Annotated in this window: 16 protein-coding genes, 1 other RNA gene and 1 pseudogene; 5 read left to right on the top strand and 13 right to left on the bottom strand. The window is 67.7% G+C overall.

Going from position 1 to position 19,409, the window contains the following annotated elements; genetic code table 11:
- Both AWR35_RS07160 and uvrD read right to left on the bottom strand, forming a co-directional pair.
- Positions 1–553: pseudogene (locus tag AWR35_RS07160) on the bottom strand (twin-arginine translocation signal domain-containing protein); the annotation flags it as partial.
- A gap of 82 nt (positions 554–635) precedes the next feature.
- The gene (gene uvrD / locus AWR35_RS07155) at positions 636–2,840 is read right to left on the bottom strand and encodes a DNA helicase II (RefSeq protein ID WP_058575237.1); all 2,205 of its coding nucleotides are present in this window, start codon (positions 2,838–2,840) and stop codon (positions 636–638) included.
- Between the two features lie 96 nt (positions 2,841–2,936).
- Here uvrD and AWR35_RS07150 point away from each other — a divergent pair, with 96 nt between their 5' ends.
- The 5 genes from AWR35_RS07150 (at position 2,937) to AWR35_RS07130 (ending at position 8,413) form a co-directional block, all read left to right on the top strand.
- Positions 2,937–3,725, top strand: a complete 789-nt coding sequence (locus AWR35_RS07150) for an outer membrane lipoprotein-sorting protein (RefSeq protein WP_058575236.1) — start codon at positions 2,937–2,939, stop codon at positions 3,723–3,725.
- A gap of 4 nt (positions 3,726–3,729) precedes the next feature.
- Positions 3,730–5,040: an FtsX-like permease family protein gene (locus AWR35_RS07145; protein ID WP_058575235.1), complete on the top strand. Its 1,311-nt coding sequence runs from the start codon at positions 3,730–3,732 to the stop codon at positions 5,038–5,040.
- Positions 5,041–5,185: 145 nt separating this feature from the next.
- Positions 5,186–6,478: an FtsX-like permease family protein gene (locus AWR35_RS07140; RefSeq protein ID WP_082663972.1), complete on the top strand. Its 1,293-nt coding sequence runs from the start codon at positions 5,186–5,188 to the stop codon at positions 6,476–6,478.
- Between the two features lie 32 nt (positions 6,479–6,510).
- Positions 6,511–7,221, top strand: a complete 711-nt coding sequence (locus AWR35_RS07135) for an ABC transporter ATP-binding protein (RefSeq protein WP_156413953.1) — start codon at positions 6,511–6,513, stop codon at positions 7,219–7,221.
- Positions 7,181–8,413: a hypothetical protein gene (locus AWR35_RS07130; RefSeq protein ID WP_156413952.1), complete on the top strand. Its 1,233-nt coding sequence runs from the start codon at positions 7,181–7,183 to the stop codon at positions 8,411–8,413. Before AWR35_RS07135 ends, AWR35_RS07130 begins: the two co-directional genes overlap by 41 nt.
- Before the next feature lie 7 nt (positions 8,414–8,420).
- Here the strand turns inward: AWR35_RS07130 and AWR35_RS07125 are convergent, their stop codons facing one another.
- The 11 genes from AWR35_RS07125 to AWR35_RS07075 all read right to left on the bottom strand — a co-directional run bounded on the left by AWR35_RS07125 (position 8,421) and on the right by AWR35_RS07075 (position 19,304).
- Positions 8,421–9,725 (bottom strand): Glu/Leu/Phe/Val dehydrogenase, encoded by a 1,305-nt coding sequence (locus tag AWR35_RS07125; RefSeq protein WP_058575231.1) that lies wholly within the window; start codon positions 9,723–9,725, stop codon positions 8,421–8,423.
- A gap of 97 nt (positions 9,726–9,822) precedes the next feature.
- On the bottom strand, positions 9,823–12,795 hold the full coding sequence (locus AWR35_RS10785; RefSeq protein ID WP_156413951.1) for an EAL domain-containing protein: 2,973 nt from the start codon (positions 12,793–12,795) through the stop codon (positions 9,823–9,825).
- Positions 12,796–12,953: 158 nt separating this feature from the next.
- Positions 12,954–13,315, bottom strand: a transfer-messenger RNA (tmRNA) gene (gene ssrA / locus AWR35_RS07115).
- Positions 13,316–13,523: 208 nt separating this feature from the next.
- Positions 13,524–14,099, bottom strand: coding sequence for a HupE/UreJ family protein (locus AWR35_RS07110; RefSeq protein WP_058575229.1), 576 nt, complete (start codon positions 14,097–14,099; stop codon positions 13,524–13,526).
- Entirely contained in the window at positions 14,096–14,770 is a 675-nt protein-coding gene (gene ureG, locus AWR35_RS07105) for an urease accessory protein UreG (protein WP_058575228.1), read from the bottom strand. Before ureG ends, AWR35_RS07110 begins: the two co-directional genes overlap by 4 nt.
- Positions 14,771–14,781: 11 nt before the next feature.
- On the bottom strand, positions 14,782–15,543 hold the full coding sequence (locus AWR35_RS07100) for an urease accessory UreF family protein (protein WP_197408156.1): 762 nt from the start codon (positions 15,541–15,543) through the stop codon (positions 14,782–14,784).
- Positions 15,467–15,967: an urease accessory protein UreE gene (gene ureE / locus AWR35_RS07095; protein ID WP_058575226.1), complete on the bottom strand. Its 501-nt coding sequence runs from the start codon at positions 15,965–15,967 to the stop codon at positions 15,467–15,469. Before ureE ends, AWR35_RS07100 begins: the two co-directional genes overlap by 77 nt.
- Before the next feature lie 11 nt (positions 15,968–15,978).
- Positions 15,979–17,682: an urease subunit alpha gene (gene ureC, locus AWR35_RS07090; protein WP_058575225.1), complete on the bottom strand. Its 1,704-nt coding sequence runs from the start codon at positions 17,680–17,682 to the stop codon at positions 15,979–15,981.
- Complete coding sequence (locus AWR35_RS07085; protein WP_058575224.1) at positions 17,679–18,002, bottom strand: urease subunit beta; 324 nt, start codon at positions 18,000–18,002, stop codon at positions 17,679–17,681. Before AWR35_RS07085 ends, ureC begins: the two co-directional genes overlap by 4 nt.
- Before the next feature lie 10 nt (positions 18,003–18,012).
- Positions 18,013–18,315, bottom strand: coding sequence for an urease subunit gamma (gene ureA, locus AWR35_RS07080; protein ID WP_058575223.1), 303 nt, complete (start codon positions 18,313–18,315; stop codon positions 18,013–18,015).
- Between the two features lie 32 nt (positions 18,316–18,347).
- Entirely contained in the window at positions 18,348–19,304 is a 957-nt protein-coding gene (locus AWR35_RS07075) for an urease accessory protein UreD (RefSeq protein WP_082663971.1), read from the bottom strand.
- Between the last annotated feature and the right edge of the window lie 105 nt (positions 19,305–19,409).

Genomic DNA, 19,409 nt, shown 5'->3' with positions numbered 1-19,409 from the left:
TGAAGTCGTCGAGCGAGTCGATCGGCTTGCGGAACCAGCCGCCCATCTGCGGGCCGGTGTTGCCGGCCGGGCGCGGGATGATGCCGTGCGGGGCGTAGAGCTCCTCCCACAGCTTGATGCCGTCGCCGTGGTAGAGCCAGCCGTTCATCTCATCGGCGGTCAGGCCGAAGGGGAAGGCGGCGAAGAAGGCCGCCGCCGGCATCTTGCCCTGCCAGTAGTAGGCCGCGCCGTGCCCCATCTCGGCGGTGCCCGCCTTGACCGCGTCGAACACCTCGAGGGCCGGGACGATCTCGCCGGCGCCGTAGACGTCGACCACCAGCCGGCCGCCGGACATCTGGTTGATGTACTTGGCGATGTTGTTCGCGCCGGCGCCCAGGCCGGGGAAGTTCTTCGGCCAGGTGGTGACCATCTTCCACTTGATCGGGTCGGCCGCGGTCGGGCCGCTGGCCTCACCGGCCGCCGCCGATTCGCTCTGCTCGTTGTTGCAGCCGGTCAGGGCGGTGGCGGCGATGCCGGCGGCACCGGCCCAGGTCAGAAACTCGCGCCGTTTCATGGCAGGACTCCTTTCACAAGAATTCGGAAATCGGTTTTCAGAGGGACAATATCAGACCCCACTCTGCCCTCTCAGCCCGCCCTTAGGCCGGCTGCAGATTGGCGTAGGAGAGGATCAGCCACTTGGTGCCGTGCTGGCCGAAGTTCACCTGCACACGCGCGGTCGCCCCGGCACCCTCGCAGTCGAGGATGGTGCCCTCGCCGAACTTGGCGTGGCGGACGTTCTGGCCGATCTCGAAGCCGGTCTCGTTCTGCTTGTGGGTACGCGGCGCCGGCTCGCCTTCGCGCCGGCGCGGGCCGAAGGCATCGGCCGCGCGCGTCGCCCGCGGCCGGACCTCCTCGACCAGCTCCGGCGGCAGCTCGCCGAGAAAGCGCGACGGCATGGGGAAGATCTGCTTGCCGTGCAGGCGGCGCGACTCGGCACAGGTGATGGTCAGCTGCTGCTCGGCACGCGTGATGCCCACATAGCAAAGCCGACGCTCCTCCTCGAGGCGGCCCGGCTCGTCGATCGACATCTGGTGCGGGAACAGTCCTTCCTCGACCCCGACCAGGAACACCTGCGGGAATTCCAGCCCCTTGGCCGCGTGCAGGGTCATCATCTGCACGCAGTCCTCCCAGGCCGCGCCCTGCGCCTCGCCGGCCTCGAGGCTTGCGTGGGCGAGGAAGGCCTCGATCTCGCTCATCTCCTCGTCGGTGTTGCGCTCCATGACGAAGCCGCGCCCGGCGGAGACCAGCTCGTCGAGGTTCTCGATCTTGGCCTCGCCGCGCTCGCGGTCGCGGTCCTTCTCGAACAGCGCGCGCAGGCCGCTCTTCTCGATGGTCTTCTCGATGCGCTCGCCGAGCTCGTCGTTGATGGTCTGCTGGTCGATCGCCTCGATCAGGGTCATGAACTGACGCAGCGCCCCGCCGGCGCGGGCGGAAAGGCGATTCTCCGCCAGCAGGATCAGGGCGGCATCCCACAGCGAGGCGCCCTGCTCGCGGGCGGCCTGGCGTACCTCGTTCAACGTCTTGTCTCCGATGCCGCGGGCCGGTCGGTTGACGATACGGTCGAAGGAGGTGTCGTCGTGGCGATTGGCGACGAGCTTCAGGTAGGCAAGCGCATCGCGGATCTCGGCACGCTCGAAGAAGCGCAACCCCCCGTAGATGCGATACGGCATGCCCTCGCGGATCAGCGCCTCCTCCAGCAAGCGCGACTGGGCATTGGAGCGATACAGCACCGCGCAGTCGGAACGGTCGTGGCCGTCGCGCACCGCCGTGGCGATCTGCTCGACCACGAAGTTGGCCTCGTCCTGGTCGTTGAAGGCGCGGTAGAACCGGATCGGCGCACCGTGCTCACCCTCGGTCCAGAGGTTCTTGCCCAGCCGCCCCTGGTTCCTCGCGATGACGCTGTTGGCTGCCTCGAGGATGGTGCGCGTCGAGCGGTAGTTCTGCTCCAGGCGCACCAGGTGGGTATTGGGGAAGTCGCGCGAGAAATGCTGGATGTGCTCGACCTTCGCCCCGCGCCAGCCGTAGATCGACTGGTCGTCGTCGCCGACGGCGAAGATGCCGTTGCCCTCGCCCACCAAGAGCCGCGCCCAGGCGTACTGCAGGGCGTTGGTGTCCTGGAACTCGTCGATCAGAATCTGGCGGAAGCGACGCTGGTAGTGCGCGCGCAGGGCGTCGTTGCCGCGCAGCAGTTCGGTGGCCCGCAGCAGCAGCTCGGTGAAGTCGACCAACCCGCTGCGCTCGCAGACGCGCTCGTAGGCCTTGTAGATCACGATCACCTGGTCGCGGATCGGGTCGTCGCCCGGCACCACGTGGCGGGCCCGCAGGCCGTCTTCCTTGAAGCCGTTGATCATCGAGGCGACCAGCCTAGGGGGGAAGCGGTTCTCGTCGAGCTCCGCCTCGCGGATCAGACGCTTGACCAACCGCAACTGGTCGTCGGCGTCGATGATCTGGAAACCCTCGGGCAGCCCCGCCTCGCGGGCGTGCTGGCGCAGCAGGCGGTGCGACAGGCCGTGGAAGGTGCCGACCCACATGCCGTCGACGCCGCGCGGGCCGAGCTCCTGGCCGTCGAGCAAGGAGCCCAGCCGGCCACGCATCTCGCCGGCGGCCTTGTTGGTGAAGGTCACGGCCAAGAGCGAGTAGGGCGAGATGCCCTGCTCGGCCACCAGCCAGGCCATGCGGTGGGTGAGCACGCGGGTCTTGCCCGAGCCGGCCCCGGCGAGCACCAGGGTGGCCAGCGACGGGCTGGTGACCGCCTCGCGCTGGGCGGCGTTGAGCGGGTCGAGAATGGGATCGTTGGACATGCCCGCATTGTACCGAATCCGGCCCGCCACCGATGCCCCTGCCGGGGCCGACCGGTTGGTGCTAGCCTTGAGAAAACGGCTCGCAGGGAACCCGACATGCCGACCTTCACGCCCATCTCGACCCGCCGTTCGGCGGCACGCACCGCCGGTCTGCTGCTGGCCGCCCTGCTGCTCGTCGCGACGACCCCGGCACAAGCCATCACGGTCGACAAGCTGGTCCACCATATCGACCGCCTCTGGCATGGCGAAACGTCGCACGCGATCATGACCATGACGGTCGAGACCCAGCGCTATCAGCGCGAGATGCAGCTCGAGGCCTGGTCGCTGGGCAAGGACTACTCGCTGGTGGTGATCGAGCGGCCGATCAAGGATCGCGGCATCGCCACGCTCAAGGTCGAGGAGAACATCTGGAACTACCTGCCCAAGATCGACCGGGTCACCAAGATCCCCTCGAGCATGATGTCCGGCTCCTGGATGGGCAGTCACTTCACCAACGACGACCTGGTCCGCGAGAGCTACTTCGAGGACGACTACGCAAGCCACATCAGCTTCGAGGGCGAGCGCGACGGGCGCGCGATCTACGAGCTGACCGCCATCCCTCGCCCCGAGGCACCGGTGGTCTGGGGACGGGTCGTGCTGGAGATCGACCAGGACACGCTCGCCCCCATCACCAGTCGCTACTTCGACGAGGCCGGCGAACTGGTGCGCACCATGCGCTTTGACCAGGTCGAGCAGATCGACGAGCGCCATGTACCGATGCGCCTGACCCTGCAGCCGGAGGACAAGCCGACCGAATCGACGGTGATCACCTATCAGGACATCACCTTCGGCGTACCGATCGAACGCTCGTTCTTCTCGCTGCAGAACCTCGAACGGCGGCGCTGAGCCCATGACCGAACGACTGGTCCACGGCACCATGCTTGCCCGCCTGCCGCTGCTGGCGTTCGTGGCCTGGCGCAACCTGTGGCGCAACCCGGTGCGCAGCGGCCTGACCATCTCCGCGCTCGCCGGCGGACTGGTGATGGTGATCCTCTACTCGGCCCTGCTCGAAGGGATGGTCGACCAGATGATCGCCTCGGCCACCGAGCGCACCACCGGCCACATCCAGGTCCAGCGCCGCGCCTTCATCGATGATCGCGACCTCTACGCGACACTGCCGGACGACTGGGCCGCAACGCTCGAGGCGCAGGTCGACCGCATCCACGTCGCCCCGCGCCTGTATGCCGCGGGGCTGGCCAGCTCGAAGCAGACCTCCTACGGGGTGATGATCGAGGCGGTCGACCCGGCCCGCGAGCGACAGGTCACCAGCGTGCTCGATCACCTGCGCGCCGGCACGGCGGCCATCGACCGGCCGAGCGGGGATGCCCGACCACGCCACCAGGTACTGGTCGGCGCCCAGCTGGCCAAGAACATGCAGCTTGCGCCCGGCAGCGAACTGGTGCTGGTCACCCAGGCGGCCGACGGCAGCATCGGCAACGACCTCTACCGGGTCGCCGGAATCTTGAAGCCCCTGTCGCCCGACTTCGATCGCATGGGCGTGCTGATGTCGATCACCGCCTACCGCGACCTGATGTACCTGGACGAGGGCGTGCACGAACTGGCCGTTCGCCTCGATCAGCCCGACGAACTGACGGTCACCCAGGACCGCATCCGGCAAGCGGTCGACGGGCTGGTTGCTGACCGCCCGCTGGACGAACTCGGCGGCCCGGCCGTGGTACGCAACTGGCGCGAGATCAACCCGGCGATCGCGGACATGCTCGCCCTGAGCGAGACCATGCTGCTGATCATCGGCCTGATCGTGATCGGGCTGGCGGCCATGGGCGTGCTCAACACCATGCTGATGGCGATCCACGAGCGGACCCACGAGTTCGGCATCCTGCTGGCGATCGGCATGAAGCGCCGCTGGCTCCTGGCCATGGTGCTGTGCGAATCGTTCTTCCTCTCGCTGGTCGCCGTGGCGGTGGGCGTGACCGGCGGCATCGGCATGGTTGCCTGGCTGGGCGAGGACGGCATCGACTTCTCGGCGGCCCTGCCCGACGGCTATGACTGGGCCGGCATGGTGTTCGATCCGGTCATCCCCCTGCACCTGGTGGCCGGCCACGTGGCCGATGCCTCGCTGCTGCTGATCGCGATCACCCTGCTCGCCGCCCTGATCCCGTCCTGGCGGATCACGCGCCTCAAGCCCGCGGAGGTGATGTGAACGGCACCTCGGATAACCTGCTGCGCCACCCGATTGCGGCGTCACGTGCTCGCTCGTTCCTCACCTATCCTGATGATATGTCTCGTCACTCGCTCCGCGGCTCCTTGCACTCGAGCGGCTCGCGACGGTTCTTCGAGGTGCCTTGATGGCTACGAGTCCAGACACGCTCCGCCACGGCCGGCTGCCGGCGCGCATGCTGCTGCGCCTGGCCTGGCGCAATCTCTGGCGTCACCGGCGGCGCACGCTGATCACGCTCGCCTCGATCGCCGCCGGCTTCGGGCTGGCGGTACTGTTCATCGGCCTGGGCGACGGCAGTCACAACTCGATGGTCCGCAACGCCATCAAGCTCGGCGAGGGGCACCTCACCATCCAGCCGACGGGCTACCTCGCCGCCCCGGCCAACCACAAGTACCTGGCCGATGGGCGCGCGATCACGACCACCCTCGAGCGACAGGGCATTCCCGGCGAGATCGACCCGCGCATCTCGCTGCAGGTACTGGCCAGCAGCGCACGCAACTCGGCGGGCGCGGCCTTCGAGGGCATCGATCCCGCCCACGACCGGCGCAGCGACATCCTCGCGCCGCGCCTGGTCGAAGGCGAGTGGCTCGCGGCCGGGGACGGCCGCGGTATCGTCATCGGCGACGGCATGGCCGACCGGCTCAAGGTCGAGATCGGTGGGAAGGTGGTCCTGATGGCGGGCGACCGCCAGGGCGACACCCAGGCCCAGCTCGGGCGGGTACGCGGCACCTTCGATTCCGGGGTCGACGAACTCGACGACTACCTGGTGCTCGGCGACATCTCGCTGGCACGCCAGTTCCTGGTCGGCGAGGGGGCCGATGCCGGAGCCCAACCCGTTACCCGATTCGCGATCTTCCTCGACAACGAGGGCGCGATGGCGGAGTGGAAGGCGCGGCTCGACCAGGCCGTGGGCAGCACGACGGTCGCGGTGCTCGACTGGCGCGAGATGATGCCGCAGCTGGTGCAGTTCATCCTGATCGACGATGCCGGCAACTACGTCTTTCTGGTGCTGATCCTGATCATGGTCGTCTTCGGCATCCTCAATACCGTGCTGATGAGCGTGCTCGAACGCAGCCGCGAGTTCGGCCTGTTGCGCGCCCTGGGTATCGGCCGGACCCAACTGTTGCTGCTGGTCTGCTGCGAATCGCTGCTGCTGGCGATGCTCGCCGTCGCGGCCGGCTGGGCGGTCGGTGGCGGCGTCCATCTGTGGTTCTCGCAGCACGGTCTCGATCTCGCCGGCCTGATGGACGAGGGCACCTCGCTGATGGGCACCTTCATGGACCCGGTGATCCATACCGAACTGTCGGCCGGGCGGGTCGTCCAGCTGACGGGCATCGTCTTCGGCGCCACGCTGGTCAGCGGGCTCTACCCGGCGATCAAGGCCTCAAGGGTGACGCCGGTCGAGGCGTTGCGCACATGATGGGCACCTATTAGCAAATGGAGAATCGAGTCATGTCGCTGCTCAAACTCGAGGGCATTGCCAAGCGCTACCGACAGGGCGAGACCACGGTGCACGCACTGGCCGACATCGATCTCGCCGTCGAAGCGGGCGAGTTCGCCGCGCTGGTCGGGCCGTCGGGGTCGGGCAAGACCACCCTGCTCAACGTGATCGGCGGCCTGGATGCGCCCAGCGAGGGCCGGGTGTGGCTGCGGGGCACCGAGATGACCGCCCTGCCCGAGGCGCGACTGTCCGACTTCCGCCTGTTCGAGCTCGGCTTCGTCTTCCAGGCCTACAACCTGGTGCCGGTATTGAGCGCGCTGGAGAACGTGGAGCTGGTGATGGTGCTGCAGGGTCGCCCGGCCGGCGAACGCCGTGAGCGGGCCCAGCACTACCTGGAACTGGTGGGACTCAAGGAGATCATGCACCGTCGCCCCTCGGCCCTGAGCGGCGGACAGCAGCAGCGGGTCGCCGTGGCACGCGCACTGGCCGCCGGCCCGCGGCTGGTGCTCGCCGACGAGCCGACGGCAAACCTCGACTCGGAAAACGCCACCGCCCTGCTCGACATCATGCACCGCCTCTCCCACGAGGAGGGCACCACCTTCCTGTTCTCCACCCACGACGTGCGGGTAATGGAGCGCGCCGAACGGATCATCAAGCTGCGAGACGGACGCATCGTCAGTGATGAGCGCATCGAGACCGAGCATCCGGCCGACCTGGCCTAACGCTGCCGCGGGGCTTGCCCTCGCGCTGGCCTTGTCGCCGGCGGGAGCGGCTGATCTCACGGCGCGCACCGCCCTGTTTGGCACGCTCGCCCACCCGGACAGCAACGACCTGGCTGGCGACGAGAGTTGGCCCAGTGCCGACCAGCAGAGCCTGCGACTGATGCTCGATGACGTCACCGAGCTCGGCGACTGGTCGCTGCACGCCAAGGCCCGGCGCCTGCATACCGACGGACTGCCGGTCGAGGCAACCGGGCCGGCGGATCGGTTCCGCTATCAGCCGATCGAGCAGGACTGGATCGACCGGGGTGGCGCCACGAATGCCACCCGGGTCGGCTACGCACTCGATCGCGCCGTCTACCGCTGGCGATACGACGACTTGGCACTGTCGGTGGGTCGCCAGCCGATCGACTGGGGTGCCGGGCGATTCTGGCAGCCGCTGAATGTTTTCGGCGCCTTCGCTCCCACGGATCTCGATACCGACTTCAAGCCCGGCATCGATGCCGCCGTGCTCGACTGGTATCCCGGCCCGCTTTCCTCGTTCACCCTCGCCTACGTACTCTCGCCGCGAGATAACTCGGCCGACGACAGCGTTGCAATGCACTACCGACGACAGGTGGGCACCAGCATGGCGCTCGCCCTGCTGGCCGGGCGGGTCCGGGAAGAAACGGTGTTCGGCGCCAGTCTAGAAGGGGAAATCGAGGGAATGGGCTGGCGCCTGGAAGCGGCGCACCACGGCCCGAACGAGGGGGGCGACGACTACCGGTTCTGGATCGCCGGTGTCGACTACCAGCTCGATGGCGGCACCCTCCTGATCGCCGAGTGGTACGACAACGGCGCCGGGGCGGGGCGCACCGACAGTCTGGCGGCGACGAGCACATCAAGACGCTTCGCCAGCGGCCTGATACCCCAGCTCGGTCGGCGGGTGCTCGGATTGGGCGCGGAAAGGGACCTCACGCCGCTACTGCGAGGCAGCTATACGTTGCTGGCCAGCCCGCTACCGGACGATGACGGTGCCCGACAGCCCTCGTTACTGCACCAGCTGAATCTCGCCTGGTCGCTCAGCAACGAATCCGACCTGCTGGTTTCGCTGCTGGTCGCCTCGGGCGACGGGCTGGACGCCGACGCCGCGATCCGTTCCGAGTTCGGCCATATCCCCGCCAGCCTGACGGTCCGCTGGCGCCGCTACTTCTGAACCCGGATCAGGGGCCGGTGTCGCCACAGAAGTAGCGCTCGGTGCCCAGCCCGTCCATGGCCATGGCGATGCGCTCAATGCCCTGGCGATAGGCGGCCGAGCGCAACGACTCGGTTTCCGCCACCGCCCGCTCGAAGACGTAATCGGCCTGCTCGCCCAGCCGCTCGGCCAGCCGGCGCTCGATCTCGTCCTCACGCCAGTAGTCGCCCATGCGGTTCTGCACCCATTCGAGGTGACTGACGATGACCCCGCCGCTGTTCGCGAGCACGTCGGGAATGATGTCGATGCCCTTGGCCGAGAGCTTGCGGTCGGCGGCGTGGTTGATCGGCCCGTTGGCGATCTCGAGGATGGTCGGCGCCCGGATGGCATCGACGTTCTTTTCGGTGATCGCATTTTCCAGTGCCGCCAGCACCAGCACGTCGACATCCAGCGCCAGCAGTTCCTCGTTGGTCAGCTTGTCGACCTCCACCTCGGCGCAGACCGAATCCTCGCAGTACACCCCGCCGGAAAGCTCCATCGACTCGCGCTTGCGCTCCCAGATGGCAAGCGGGTCGAGCCCGGCCTCGCGGTAGATGGCGCCGCGCGAATCAGCGATGGCCACCACGTGGTACCCGGCATCATGAGCCAGGCGGGCGAAGTGAAAGCCAGCATTGCCGAAGCCCTGGACCGCGACGCGCGGGCGCTGGTCACCGCGACCGTGACGACGCTCCCAGATATTCAGGACCTGCAGCGCCCCGCGGCCGGTGGCGGCCGTCCGGCCGAGCGACCCGCCGTGCCCCGGTGGCTTGCCGGTAATCATGCCGCGCTGGTGGCGGCCGGCAGCCTGACGGTACTCGTCGGCCATCCAGCCCATGATGGTCTCGTTGGTATTCACATCGGGTGCCGGGATGTCCCGATCCGGACCCAGCACGTCGATCAGTGCCCGGATATATCCGCGCGACAGCCGTTCGAGCTCGAGGCGCGTCAACTGCTTGGGATCCACGCAGATCCCGCCCTTCGCCCCGCCGAAAGGCAGGTCGACCACGGCACACTTCACCGCCATCCAGAAGCTCAGGGCAGCCACCTCGTCACCGGTAACGCTGGGGTGAAAGCGGATACCGCCCTTGCCCGGGCCGCGGGTGTTGTCGTAGAGCGACCGCCAGCCGGTGAATACCCGCAGCGAACCGTCATCCATGCGCAACGGGATTTCGACCTCGACGACGCGATTCGGCTGCGACAGCCGCCGACGCGCATCCTCGGAGATACGCTCGTCGTCCATCAGGGGCTTGAGATTCGTCAGTGCATCCTTCAACAGTCCGCCGTTGCTCGTCATGCTCGCTCCTTACCTTGCGTGAATCGCGCCGCTGGACCCGGCCCTGAGGCAGAGCGTAGCAGCGCGGCCCCCGTCCCTCCGCCGGTAAGCGAGCGATCTATTGCTCGCCGAACAGGCGCGCAAAGGCCGGGGCAGGTACCGGCGGGCTGAAGTAGTAGCCCTGATAGCTGTCACAGCCGTTGGATTCGAGGAAGGCGAGCTGCTCGGCGGTCTCCACGCCTTCGGCGATCACCGACAAGCGCAGGGCCTGCCCCAGGGCGAGGATGGCGGTCGCGATCTCGCGGTCGTCGTTGTTCGTTGCCAGGTCGTCGACGAACCGCTTGTCGATCTTGAGCACGTCGATGGGGAACTGCCGCAGGTACGCCAGCGACGAATAACCGGTACCGAAGTCGTCGATCGCCAGGTGCACCCCGAGACGCCGCAGCGACCGCAGCACCGATATGGACCGATCCTGCTGGTGCATCAGCGCCGTCTCGGTCAGTTCGAGCTCGAGGCGTTCGGCGGGGTAGCCGGTCTCCGCGAGGATGGCTGCGATACGCTCGACCAGGCCTTCGGCATGCAACTGGCGCGGGCACAGATTGACCGACAGGCGTGGCAGGCGCAGCCCCGCATCCAGCCAGGCGCGCCCCTGCCGGCAAGCCTCGCGCAGCACCCATTCGCCGAGCGCGCCGATCATGCCGGTCTGCTCGGCGATGGGAATGAAGGCATCCGGCGGCACCAGGCCTCGGTCGCCGTCACGCCATCGCACCAACGACTCGGCACCAACGATACGCCCGCTACCGATATCGACCTGGGGCTGGTAGTGCAGTTCGAGATCGCCGCCATCGATCGCATGGCGCAACCGCGTTTCCATCTCGACCCGCTGGCGGGCACCGGCAGTAAGGCTCTCGTCGAAGAAGCGATGGACACCTCGACCCTCGGCCTTGGCGCGGTAGAGTGCGGCATCGGCCTGCTGCAGCAGCACATCCGGGCTGCGACCGAAATCCGGGTAGATGGTGATCCCGACGCTGGCACCGAGTCGCACCTCGGTGCCGTTATCGAGCTGCCAGGGCCGACTCAACAGTTCGACGACCTCCTCGGCGCACCGGCCGAGCGACTCGCGCCCGGCCGGCTCCTCGATCAGCACCGCGAACTCGTCGCCGCCGAGACGGGCCAGACACTGCCCCGACAGCAACTCTTCCAGCCGCTGTGCCGCCTGGCGCAGCAGGGTATCGCCGACATGGTGGCCGTAACTGTCGTTGACGTCACGGAAACGATCGATATCGATCATCAGCACGCCGATGGTGGGGCCCGACGGCACGCCAACCCGCTCACTCAGGCGAGACAACAACAGGGCCCGGTTGGGCAATCCGGTCAGTGCATCGTGGCCGGCGAGGAAGTCGAGTCGCTCTTCGGTGGCCCGCAGCCGGGACATGTCGGTGAACAGGTGCACGATTCGATCGTCCTCGCCGACCGGGCCGGCCACCAGGCTGATTGCCCGCAGCTCCGGGAAGACCTCGCCGTTCTTGCGCCGGCTCGTGATCTCGCCCTGCCAGTGGCCGCTGGTCGCCAGCTGCTCGCGAATCTCCGTCCAGGGCGTGCCCCTGTCCTCGGCATCGAGGAAGGACACGGGCCGCCCCAGCACCTCGTGCTCGGTGTAGCCGGTCAGGGACTGGAACGCGCGGTTCACCATCAGGATCCGGCCGTTGTCGTCGGTGACGATCACCCCTTCCAGGGTATTGTCGAGGATGGCGGCCGCCTCGCGCTGGCGTCGTTCGCTCTCGCGCTGCTCGGTGATGTCGGTAACCACGCCCTCGATGCGCTCGACACGCCCCTGCTGGTCCCGGAACACATGGGTCAGGTCACCCACCCAGCCCACACCGCCGTCGGCGTGCAGGATGCGGTATTCCTGACGGTAGGCGGTCTCGCCCGCTTTCAGGTGGGCCTCGACCTCGGCACCGACACGTTCGAGATCGTCGGAGTGAACGATATCGGCAAAGCAGTGCTCGCCGCTGGTAAAGAATTCCGGCTCGTAACCCCAGCGACGCACGTTGCCCGAGACGTATTCGACCGGCCAACCCGGCGAAAGGCGCCAGCGAAACAGTACCGAGGGGCTGGCCTCGATCACCTGGTAGGCGGTTTCGAGCTCACCTCGGGCCTGCAAGAGGTGCCGAGTGCGCTGGGCGACCGCTCGACGCAGCCAGAAGGCCACGCCGAGGCTGAGCACCAGCAGGACGAGAATCAGCTTACCGACCCACCAGACCCAGCCCGGCACCACCTGCCTCACCGGCTCGCCGGTCCAGCGAACTAGGATGTCAAAATAGACCGACTGGCTGTCGGCCTGCCAGCGGGAAAGATGCGCATCGATGGCGGCGAGCAGTTGCGGATTGCGCCCCTTGGCGGTGGCGAAGAACAGCCGCGAAGGCTCCATCACCACCGAGCTGCGCTCGAGCCCGAAGCTTCCCGCATAGCGGCCACCGAACAGGTGATTGACCACCGCCACACCGGCCTTGCCCTCGGACACGGCGGCGAATGCCGAGCGGAAGTCGGCTACTGGAACGAACTCGTAGGTGATACCGAATTCATCCAGCAGGCCCTTGAGTCGCTCCTGCTGGATCGAGCCTTCCAGCACGGCAATCCGCCGGCCATCCAGGTCGAGCATCGAATCGATTTCGAGCCCCGGGCTGCGATAGACACGCGACCAGCTGTGCAGCACGGGAACCTGGTGAAACGCAAAACGGTCCCGCCGTTGCTCGCTGATTGCCACATCCGGCATCAGATCGATCTCGCCGGTCGCGGTACGATCGAGACAGGCAGCCCACTGGCAGTCCTCGAACGCGAGCTCCCAGCCCTCTCGCTCGGCGATCTCACGGATCATATCGACGAACAGACCGGCGGGCTCGCCCGACTCGTCACGAAAGACCTTCGGATCGTTGTCGTAGAGGCCAACGGTCACCTCGCGGGCATGCGCCGGTGTGCTTGCCAGCCACAACACACAGACCAGACCGAAGAGCGCGACCGGCCCTGCCGGGCGGCGCCAACGCCGACCGGCGCAAGCCAAGCCAGACACGATCCGCTCAGTCCACTCCACGCAACGCCACCTCCGAAAGCTCGCAATGTTCCTAAAAGCATATTGGCACGCGATCCGGCAATGCGGAAACAGCGCTACCCGACGGACGAGGAGAGATGCGTGCAGAGGCGAACGGGCACAAAAAAAACCAGCCCGGAGGCTGGTTTCGGATGAGGATTTGGTGGAGGTGGCGGGAGTCGAACCCGCGTCCGCAAGCCCTACGCTCTCGGTCCTACATGCTTGTCCTGTCTATTGCTTTAACCGAGTACTACCCGACAGGCAGGGAAGATACTCGGCGAGTCCGGTTTGAGTTTTAACGGATCCACGCCGGACGCGCTTCACCGCGAGCTTGTGAGAGTCGACGCCTGGGTTCCGGACGCACAAGCACGGCTCCGGCCAGACGGCACCCTACAGGGTTTTAAGCTGCGAGTGCGTAGTTGTCGTCGTTGGCAACTATTGGTCTTGCAGTGGTTTTACGAGGGAACTACACCTCGGCATGCACCTTGAGTTTCGCGACCCACGTCGAAGCCGTATCACCCCCGGTTGACTGTCAGTGTCGGGACGAATGCCCCGTTTTCAAGTGCCTCTCGCGCCATCTCTCGGCGGCTGGTTCGAGGCCTTCACTTGCCGACACCCTGTGTAGACCGTCGCTTGGGGCGAAGGTTCCGTTGCTCGACGAGCGCCAGGGTGTCGGTACCGACCGGTGGAGACTACCACAGCGGCGGGCCGCCTCAGCAAGCTTTCGGTCGTCAGGCGACCGCCAGCACGCTGCCGACCAGTGCCACGGCCAGCCCAACCAGGCGGGCAGCCGGATGATCACGACGGGCGAACGCATTGCCGGCCACCCGACCAAGCAGGAGCATCGCCAGCGACGCGATCACCAGGCCGGTGACGTAACCGGCAGCATCGACGCCAGCATGCATCTCGGTGCCGTGCGCCAGCCCGTGGACGAGCATGAACAGCCCGGCCAGCAGGCCACCACTCCAGGCCGGCAGCCGGGCCAGAGCGGCGATCAGCACCCCGGCGAGCACGACCGACAGCGCGATGCCGACCTCGATGCCGGTGAGCGACAGGCCGGCGAGACCGATCAACGTGCCGGCGACCAGGCCGAGCATCGCGAGCGGCGCGATCCCCCGCTTCAATGACGAGGCCTGCCAGGCGCTCCAGAAGCCGATCGCCAGCAGAGCGAGCAAGTGGTCGAGGCCGAGCAACGGGTGCAGCAGGCCACTGGCCAGGCCGCCGTGGTGGAGGCCGTGGCCGCTGTGGGCCAGGGCGAGCCCGGAACAGGCAAGCAACGCGAGGGTCGTCAGTGACTTGGCAATCATGGGGTGGACTCCGTGGTGGTGGCGACATGGTCCTGAGGCGCCATGCGGGGCACCGTCGCCCCGCGCTTCGGGAGCATGCCGCGCTCGATGATGAAACCGACAATGGCATCGACACCCACGCCGTCGTGCAGGTTGGTGAACTCGAAGGGACGCTCGCCGCGCATCAGCCACGCGTCGCGGTCCATCACCTCGAGCGAGGCGTGCACCTGCTCGGCGATGTCGATCTTGTTGATGATCAAGAGATCCGATTTGGTGATCCCCGGGCCGCCCTTTCGCGGGATCTTGTCGCCGGCGGCCACGTCGATCACGTACAGGGTCAGGTCGGAAAGTTCCGGGCTGAAGGTGGCGGAGAGGTTGTCGCCGCCGGATTCGACCAGGATCAGCTCGAGATCGGGGTGCCGCTGCTGCAGGTCGTCGATCGCCGCGAGGTTCATCGAGGCATCCTCGCGGATCGCCGTGTGCGGACAGCCGCCGGTCTCCACGCCGACGATCCGGTCGGCCGGCAGCGCATCGTGCTTCAGCAGGAAGTCGGCGTCTTCCTTGGTGTAGATGTCGTTGGTCACCACGGCGAGGCTGTAGTACTCCCGCAGCGCGAGACAGAGCTGTCGCAGCAGCGCCGTCTTGCCGGAACCGACCGGCCCGCCAACGCCCACTCTCAGGCAGTGTTTCATCACAGGTCTCCTCAACTTCTAAACAGGCGCGAATACTGGGTCTCGTGCAATGCACTGCCGAGCGCGAGCCCCGGCAGCACCGGCCCAAGCTCCTGGTCGTCGTACTGCATCGAGCGACGCACCACGCCGACGAGCGACGGCCGCAGCGCCTCGACCAGGGACTGGGCGGCCGTGTGACCCAACGGCATCGCCTTGCAAGCAACCGCCAGCTGGTTCTCCAGCCAGGCCCAGGCAAAGCCGAGCATCGCCGTGTGCGCGGGCACGCCGCGCCGCTGGGCCACCATGGCGAACATGGTCACGTAGCTGGGCTCCTCGGGCAGCGACTCGCCAGGCGGCAACAGGTCGAGACTGCCCATCAGGCGCGACAGCGCCGCCCCCAGACGAACATCCTCCTCGTGGAGTTCCGCCGTCTCTCGGCTGGCCAGCAACCAGTCGTTCCAGTACTGCACGGCCGCCGCATCCTCGATCGCCCAGGCGCGGTGCAGTCGCGCCAGGACCGGCAGATCACCGCGGCCTAGCCCGTCCTCGAGCACACCATCCAGCCAATCGTGGAGCCCGTCGCGGTCGCTGACCCAGCCGAGCTCGAGCGCGCTTTCCAGCCCCTGCGACCAGGCAAATGCCCCGATCGGCAGCGCCGGGCTGACCAGCTGCAGCAGACCGAGCATCGCCAGGTCGCCGCTGCCAGCCATCTGCTCGTCAGTGGGCATGGACGTGGTCATGCGCATGGCCGTGGTGGTGATGATGACCGTGGTGCCCGGCGCGGCCGTAGGCACCGGGCTCGGGGTCGAACGGCGCCTCGTGGCGTTCCAGCCGCGCCCCGAGACGCTCGGCCAGGTCCTCGAGGACGTGATCGGGCGGAAAACGCACCCAACCGGATGCCTCGTCCGCACCGATGGCGAGCGCCACGTGGCGATTGCCGAGGTGGTAGCACAGGCGCGCCAGTGCCAGCCCCGTGGGCACGCGGGCAGTGACCACCGGCTCGTCGGCGGCGCGCACCCGGATGATCTCGCCGCTGCTCGCCTGCAGGCAGTCGCCGTCGCGCAGTACGCCGCCGCGCTCCAGGAACAGCCCCACGTCCCGACCTCGGTCGGTGGTCGCCCGCAGCCGGCCACGGACGCGCTCGTCATAGGTGAGCGTCAGCGAATCGGTCGGCGTCGGGGCGATGTCTCGGTCGAGTAACTGATCGAGTTCCAACATCTGGGGCTTCCTCAGAACAGGTGGTAACGCTGCGTCAGCGGCAGCTCGTCGGCCGGCTCGCAGGTAAGCAGTTCGCCGTCGGCCCGCACCTCGTAGGTCTGCGGGTCGACGGTGATCTCGGGACAGGCGTCATTGAGCTTCATGTGCTCCTTGCGCACCTGGCGCACGTCGCGGCAGGCGGACAGCGGGCTGTTCAGTCCCAGCGGGCTGCCGACATCCGCCTCCAGGGCCGCCTGGCTGACGAAGGTCAGCCGCGTGGCGCTGGCCGCCCGGCCCAGCGCGCCGAACATGCGCCGGTAGTGGACCGGCTGCGGAGTGGGAATGGAGGCGTTCGGGTCGCCCATCGGGGCGGCGGCGATCATGCCGCCCTTGAGGATGGTCGCCGGCTTGACGCCGAAGAAGGCCGGATCCCAGAGCACCAGGTCGGCGAGCTTGCCGACCTCGACCGAGCCCACCTCGTGGGCGATGCCGTGGGTGATGGCCGGGTTGATAGTGTACTTGGCGACGTAGCGCCGCGCCCGGACGTTGTCGGCACCGCGTTCGACGTCCTCGGGCAACAGCCCGCGCTGGCGCTTCATCTTGTGGGCCGTCTGCCAGGTGCGGCAGATGGTCTCGCCCACCCGGCCCATCGCCTGGGAATCCGAGGCGATCATCGAGATCACGCCCATGTCGTGGAGGATGTCCTCCGCGGCGATGGTCTCGCGGCGGATGCGCGAGTCGGCGAAGGCCACGTCCTCGGGGATCTTCGGATCGAGGTGGTGACACACCATCAGCATGTCGAGGTGCTCGTCGATGGTGTTGACCGTGTACGGACGCGTCGGGTTGGTCGACGAGGGCAGCACGTAGGGCTTGGAGCAGGCACGGATGATGTCCGGCGCGTGCCCGCCACCGGCGCCCTCGGTGTGATAGGTGTGGATGCCGCGTTCCTTGAAGGCCGCCAGCGTGTCCTCGACGAAACCCGACTCGTTGAGGGTGTCGGTGTGGATCGCGACCTGGATGTCGAAGCGCTCGGCCAGCCCGAGGCAACAGTCGATCGAGGCCGGCGTCGTGCCCCAGTCCTCGTGGAGCTTGAGCCCCATCACCCCGGCGCGGATCTGCGCCTCGCCGGACTCCGGCAGACTGGCGTTGCCCTTGCCCAGCAGGCCGATGTTCATCGGCAGGTCGTCGACCGCCTGCAGCATCTTGCCGATATGCCAGGGCCCGGGCGTACAGGTGGTCGCATTGGTGCCGGTCGCCGGCCCGGTGCCACCGCCGAGCATCGTGGTGACGCCGCTCATCAGCGCCTCGTCGACCTGCTGCGGGCAGATGAAGTGGATGTGGGCGTCGATCCCGCCGGCGGTGAGGATCTTGCCCTCGCCGGCGATCACTTCGGTCCCCGGCCCGATCACGAGCTCCACATCCGGCTGGGTGTCGGGGTTGCCGGCCTTGCCGATCCCGGCGATGCGCCCGCCGCGGATACCGACGTCGGCCTTGACCACACCCCACCAGTCGAGGATCAGGGCGTTGGTGATCACCGTGTCCATGACCGCCTCGTCGGCACGCTGGCTCTGGCCCATGCCGTCGCGGATCACCTTGCCGCCGCCGAACTTCACCTCGTCGCCGTAATGGGCCGCGTCCTGCTCCACCTCGATCCACAGATCGGTGTCGCCGAGGCGAACGCGGTCGCCGGTGGTCGGGCCGTACATGTCGGCGTATGCCGCTCGCGTGATTTTCATGATGCGCTCCCTGCGTCGACCGCTCCCATCACCTCGCCGCGAAATCCGTAGATGCGCCGCGCGCCGGCGAAGGGGATCAGCGTGACCCGGCGGGTCTGCCCCGGCTCGAAGCGAATGGCGGTGCCTGCCGCCACATCCAGGCGGTGGCCGAGCGCCTGCTCACGATCGAATCGCAGGGCCGGGTTCGCCTCGGCGAAGTGGTAGTGAGAGCCGATCTGCACCGGGCGGTCGCCGGTGTTGGCGACCTCCAGTGAAATCCGTTCGCGGCCAGCGCAAAGCTCGACCTCGCCGTCCATGAGCTGGTATTCACCCGGGATCATGGCCGCCTCCTCAGACGATGGGGGTGTGGATGGTGACGAGCTTGGTGCCGTCGGGGAACGTCGCTTCCACCTGGACCTCGTCGAGCATCTCGGGAATGCCTTCCATGACGTCGTCCCGCGTCAGCACCTCGCGGCCGGCGCTCATCAGCTCGGCCACGCTTCTGCCCTCCCGAGCGCCCTCGAGGACCTCCATGCTGATCAGCGCGGCCGCCTCGGGGTAGTTGAGCTTGATGCCGCGGGCCTTGCGCCGCTCGGCCAGCAGGCCGGCGGTGAACAGCATCAGCTTGTCTTTGTCTCTGGGGGTCAGTTCCATGGCATCACTCGTCGGTTGAGCACTCGAAAGAATCAGGTTCGCCAGATGCGGGGCGTGCAGGGCGGCACCGCGAGCAGCCGGGGGCGGAGCAGTTCCCAGGCCCGTTCGCACAGGTCCCAGGCCTCGTTGGCATCCGCGCCCAGATAGCGGAACAACATCACGCCCCGCCGGCTGGTCACCGCCCAGCGATGCGATGGCGGCAGGGCCTCCCGCAGCGTCGCTGTCGCGGCCGCCTCGTCGGTCAGGCCGACCGCCCACAGCGTCGCCTGCACGCTGGCGCCGCCCTGGGCCCAACGGCCCGAGAATCGCGGGTGGGCCGGATCGAGGATCTGGCGTTCGTGCCACACCGGGCGACCGTCCAGACGCAGTTCGAACCGCTGTTCCATGCGCCCCGTGACGAACGGCAGGTCGCTCGCCGGCCGCCCCAGCGCCAACACCTCCCACCCAAGGCAGGCCGCCCCCGAGTCGAGGTCCAGCGAGGTGGACTGCAGGGTGCGCGCCCCGTCGAAGGCAATGGTTTCCTGGGGCAGGTATTCCAGCGATCCGCCTCGTCGCACCCGGAGGCGAACCGACTGCGAACTGCTCACGCCGTGGCTGTCGGCGGTATACACCTTGGCCGCCGCCGGCGTGGTCAGCAGTGCATGCGCGCCCTCGCCCACCTCGGCCCGGATACGGAGCGCGTCACCACTGACCAGCCCGCCGGGCGGGTGCAGCAGGTAAACGTGACAGCAGCCATCCGCACCCTCGGGATAGAACGGACGCTGCACCCGCAGCGGACCCTCGTGACGCAGGGTGGACAATCGCGTCACGCGGCGGTCGCCGTCCTGACGGGCGTCGAAGCCAAGCTGCAGCGAGGCCGCCCAGCGGCGCCGGTCGTCGAAGCGGTGGCCGGAGGAGTGCCCCCGACCGGATGCCGACTCGCCGAGCGAGCCGGACCCACCGGCCTCCGGCTGGCTGACAAACGTCGCACAGGCCTGGTCTGGTGCCACTGCAGCCTCGTCCACGTATCCCTCGTACTGGTCTGACGGGGGCCGCTTACCGGCAATCCGGCCGGCCCACCGCGTGGTTTCCACTCAGGTCAGGATCAATGCAGC

This window comes from Guyparkeria sp. WRN-7, assembly GCF_001641825.1.
GTDB lineage: Bacteria > Pseudomonadota > Gammaproteobacteria > Halothiobacillales > Halothiobacillaceae > Guyparkeria.
This window is presented reverse-complemented; position numbering and strand designations above follow the sequence as displayed.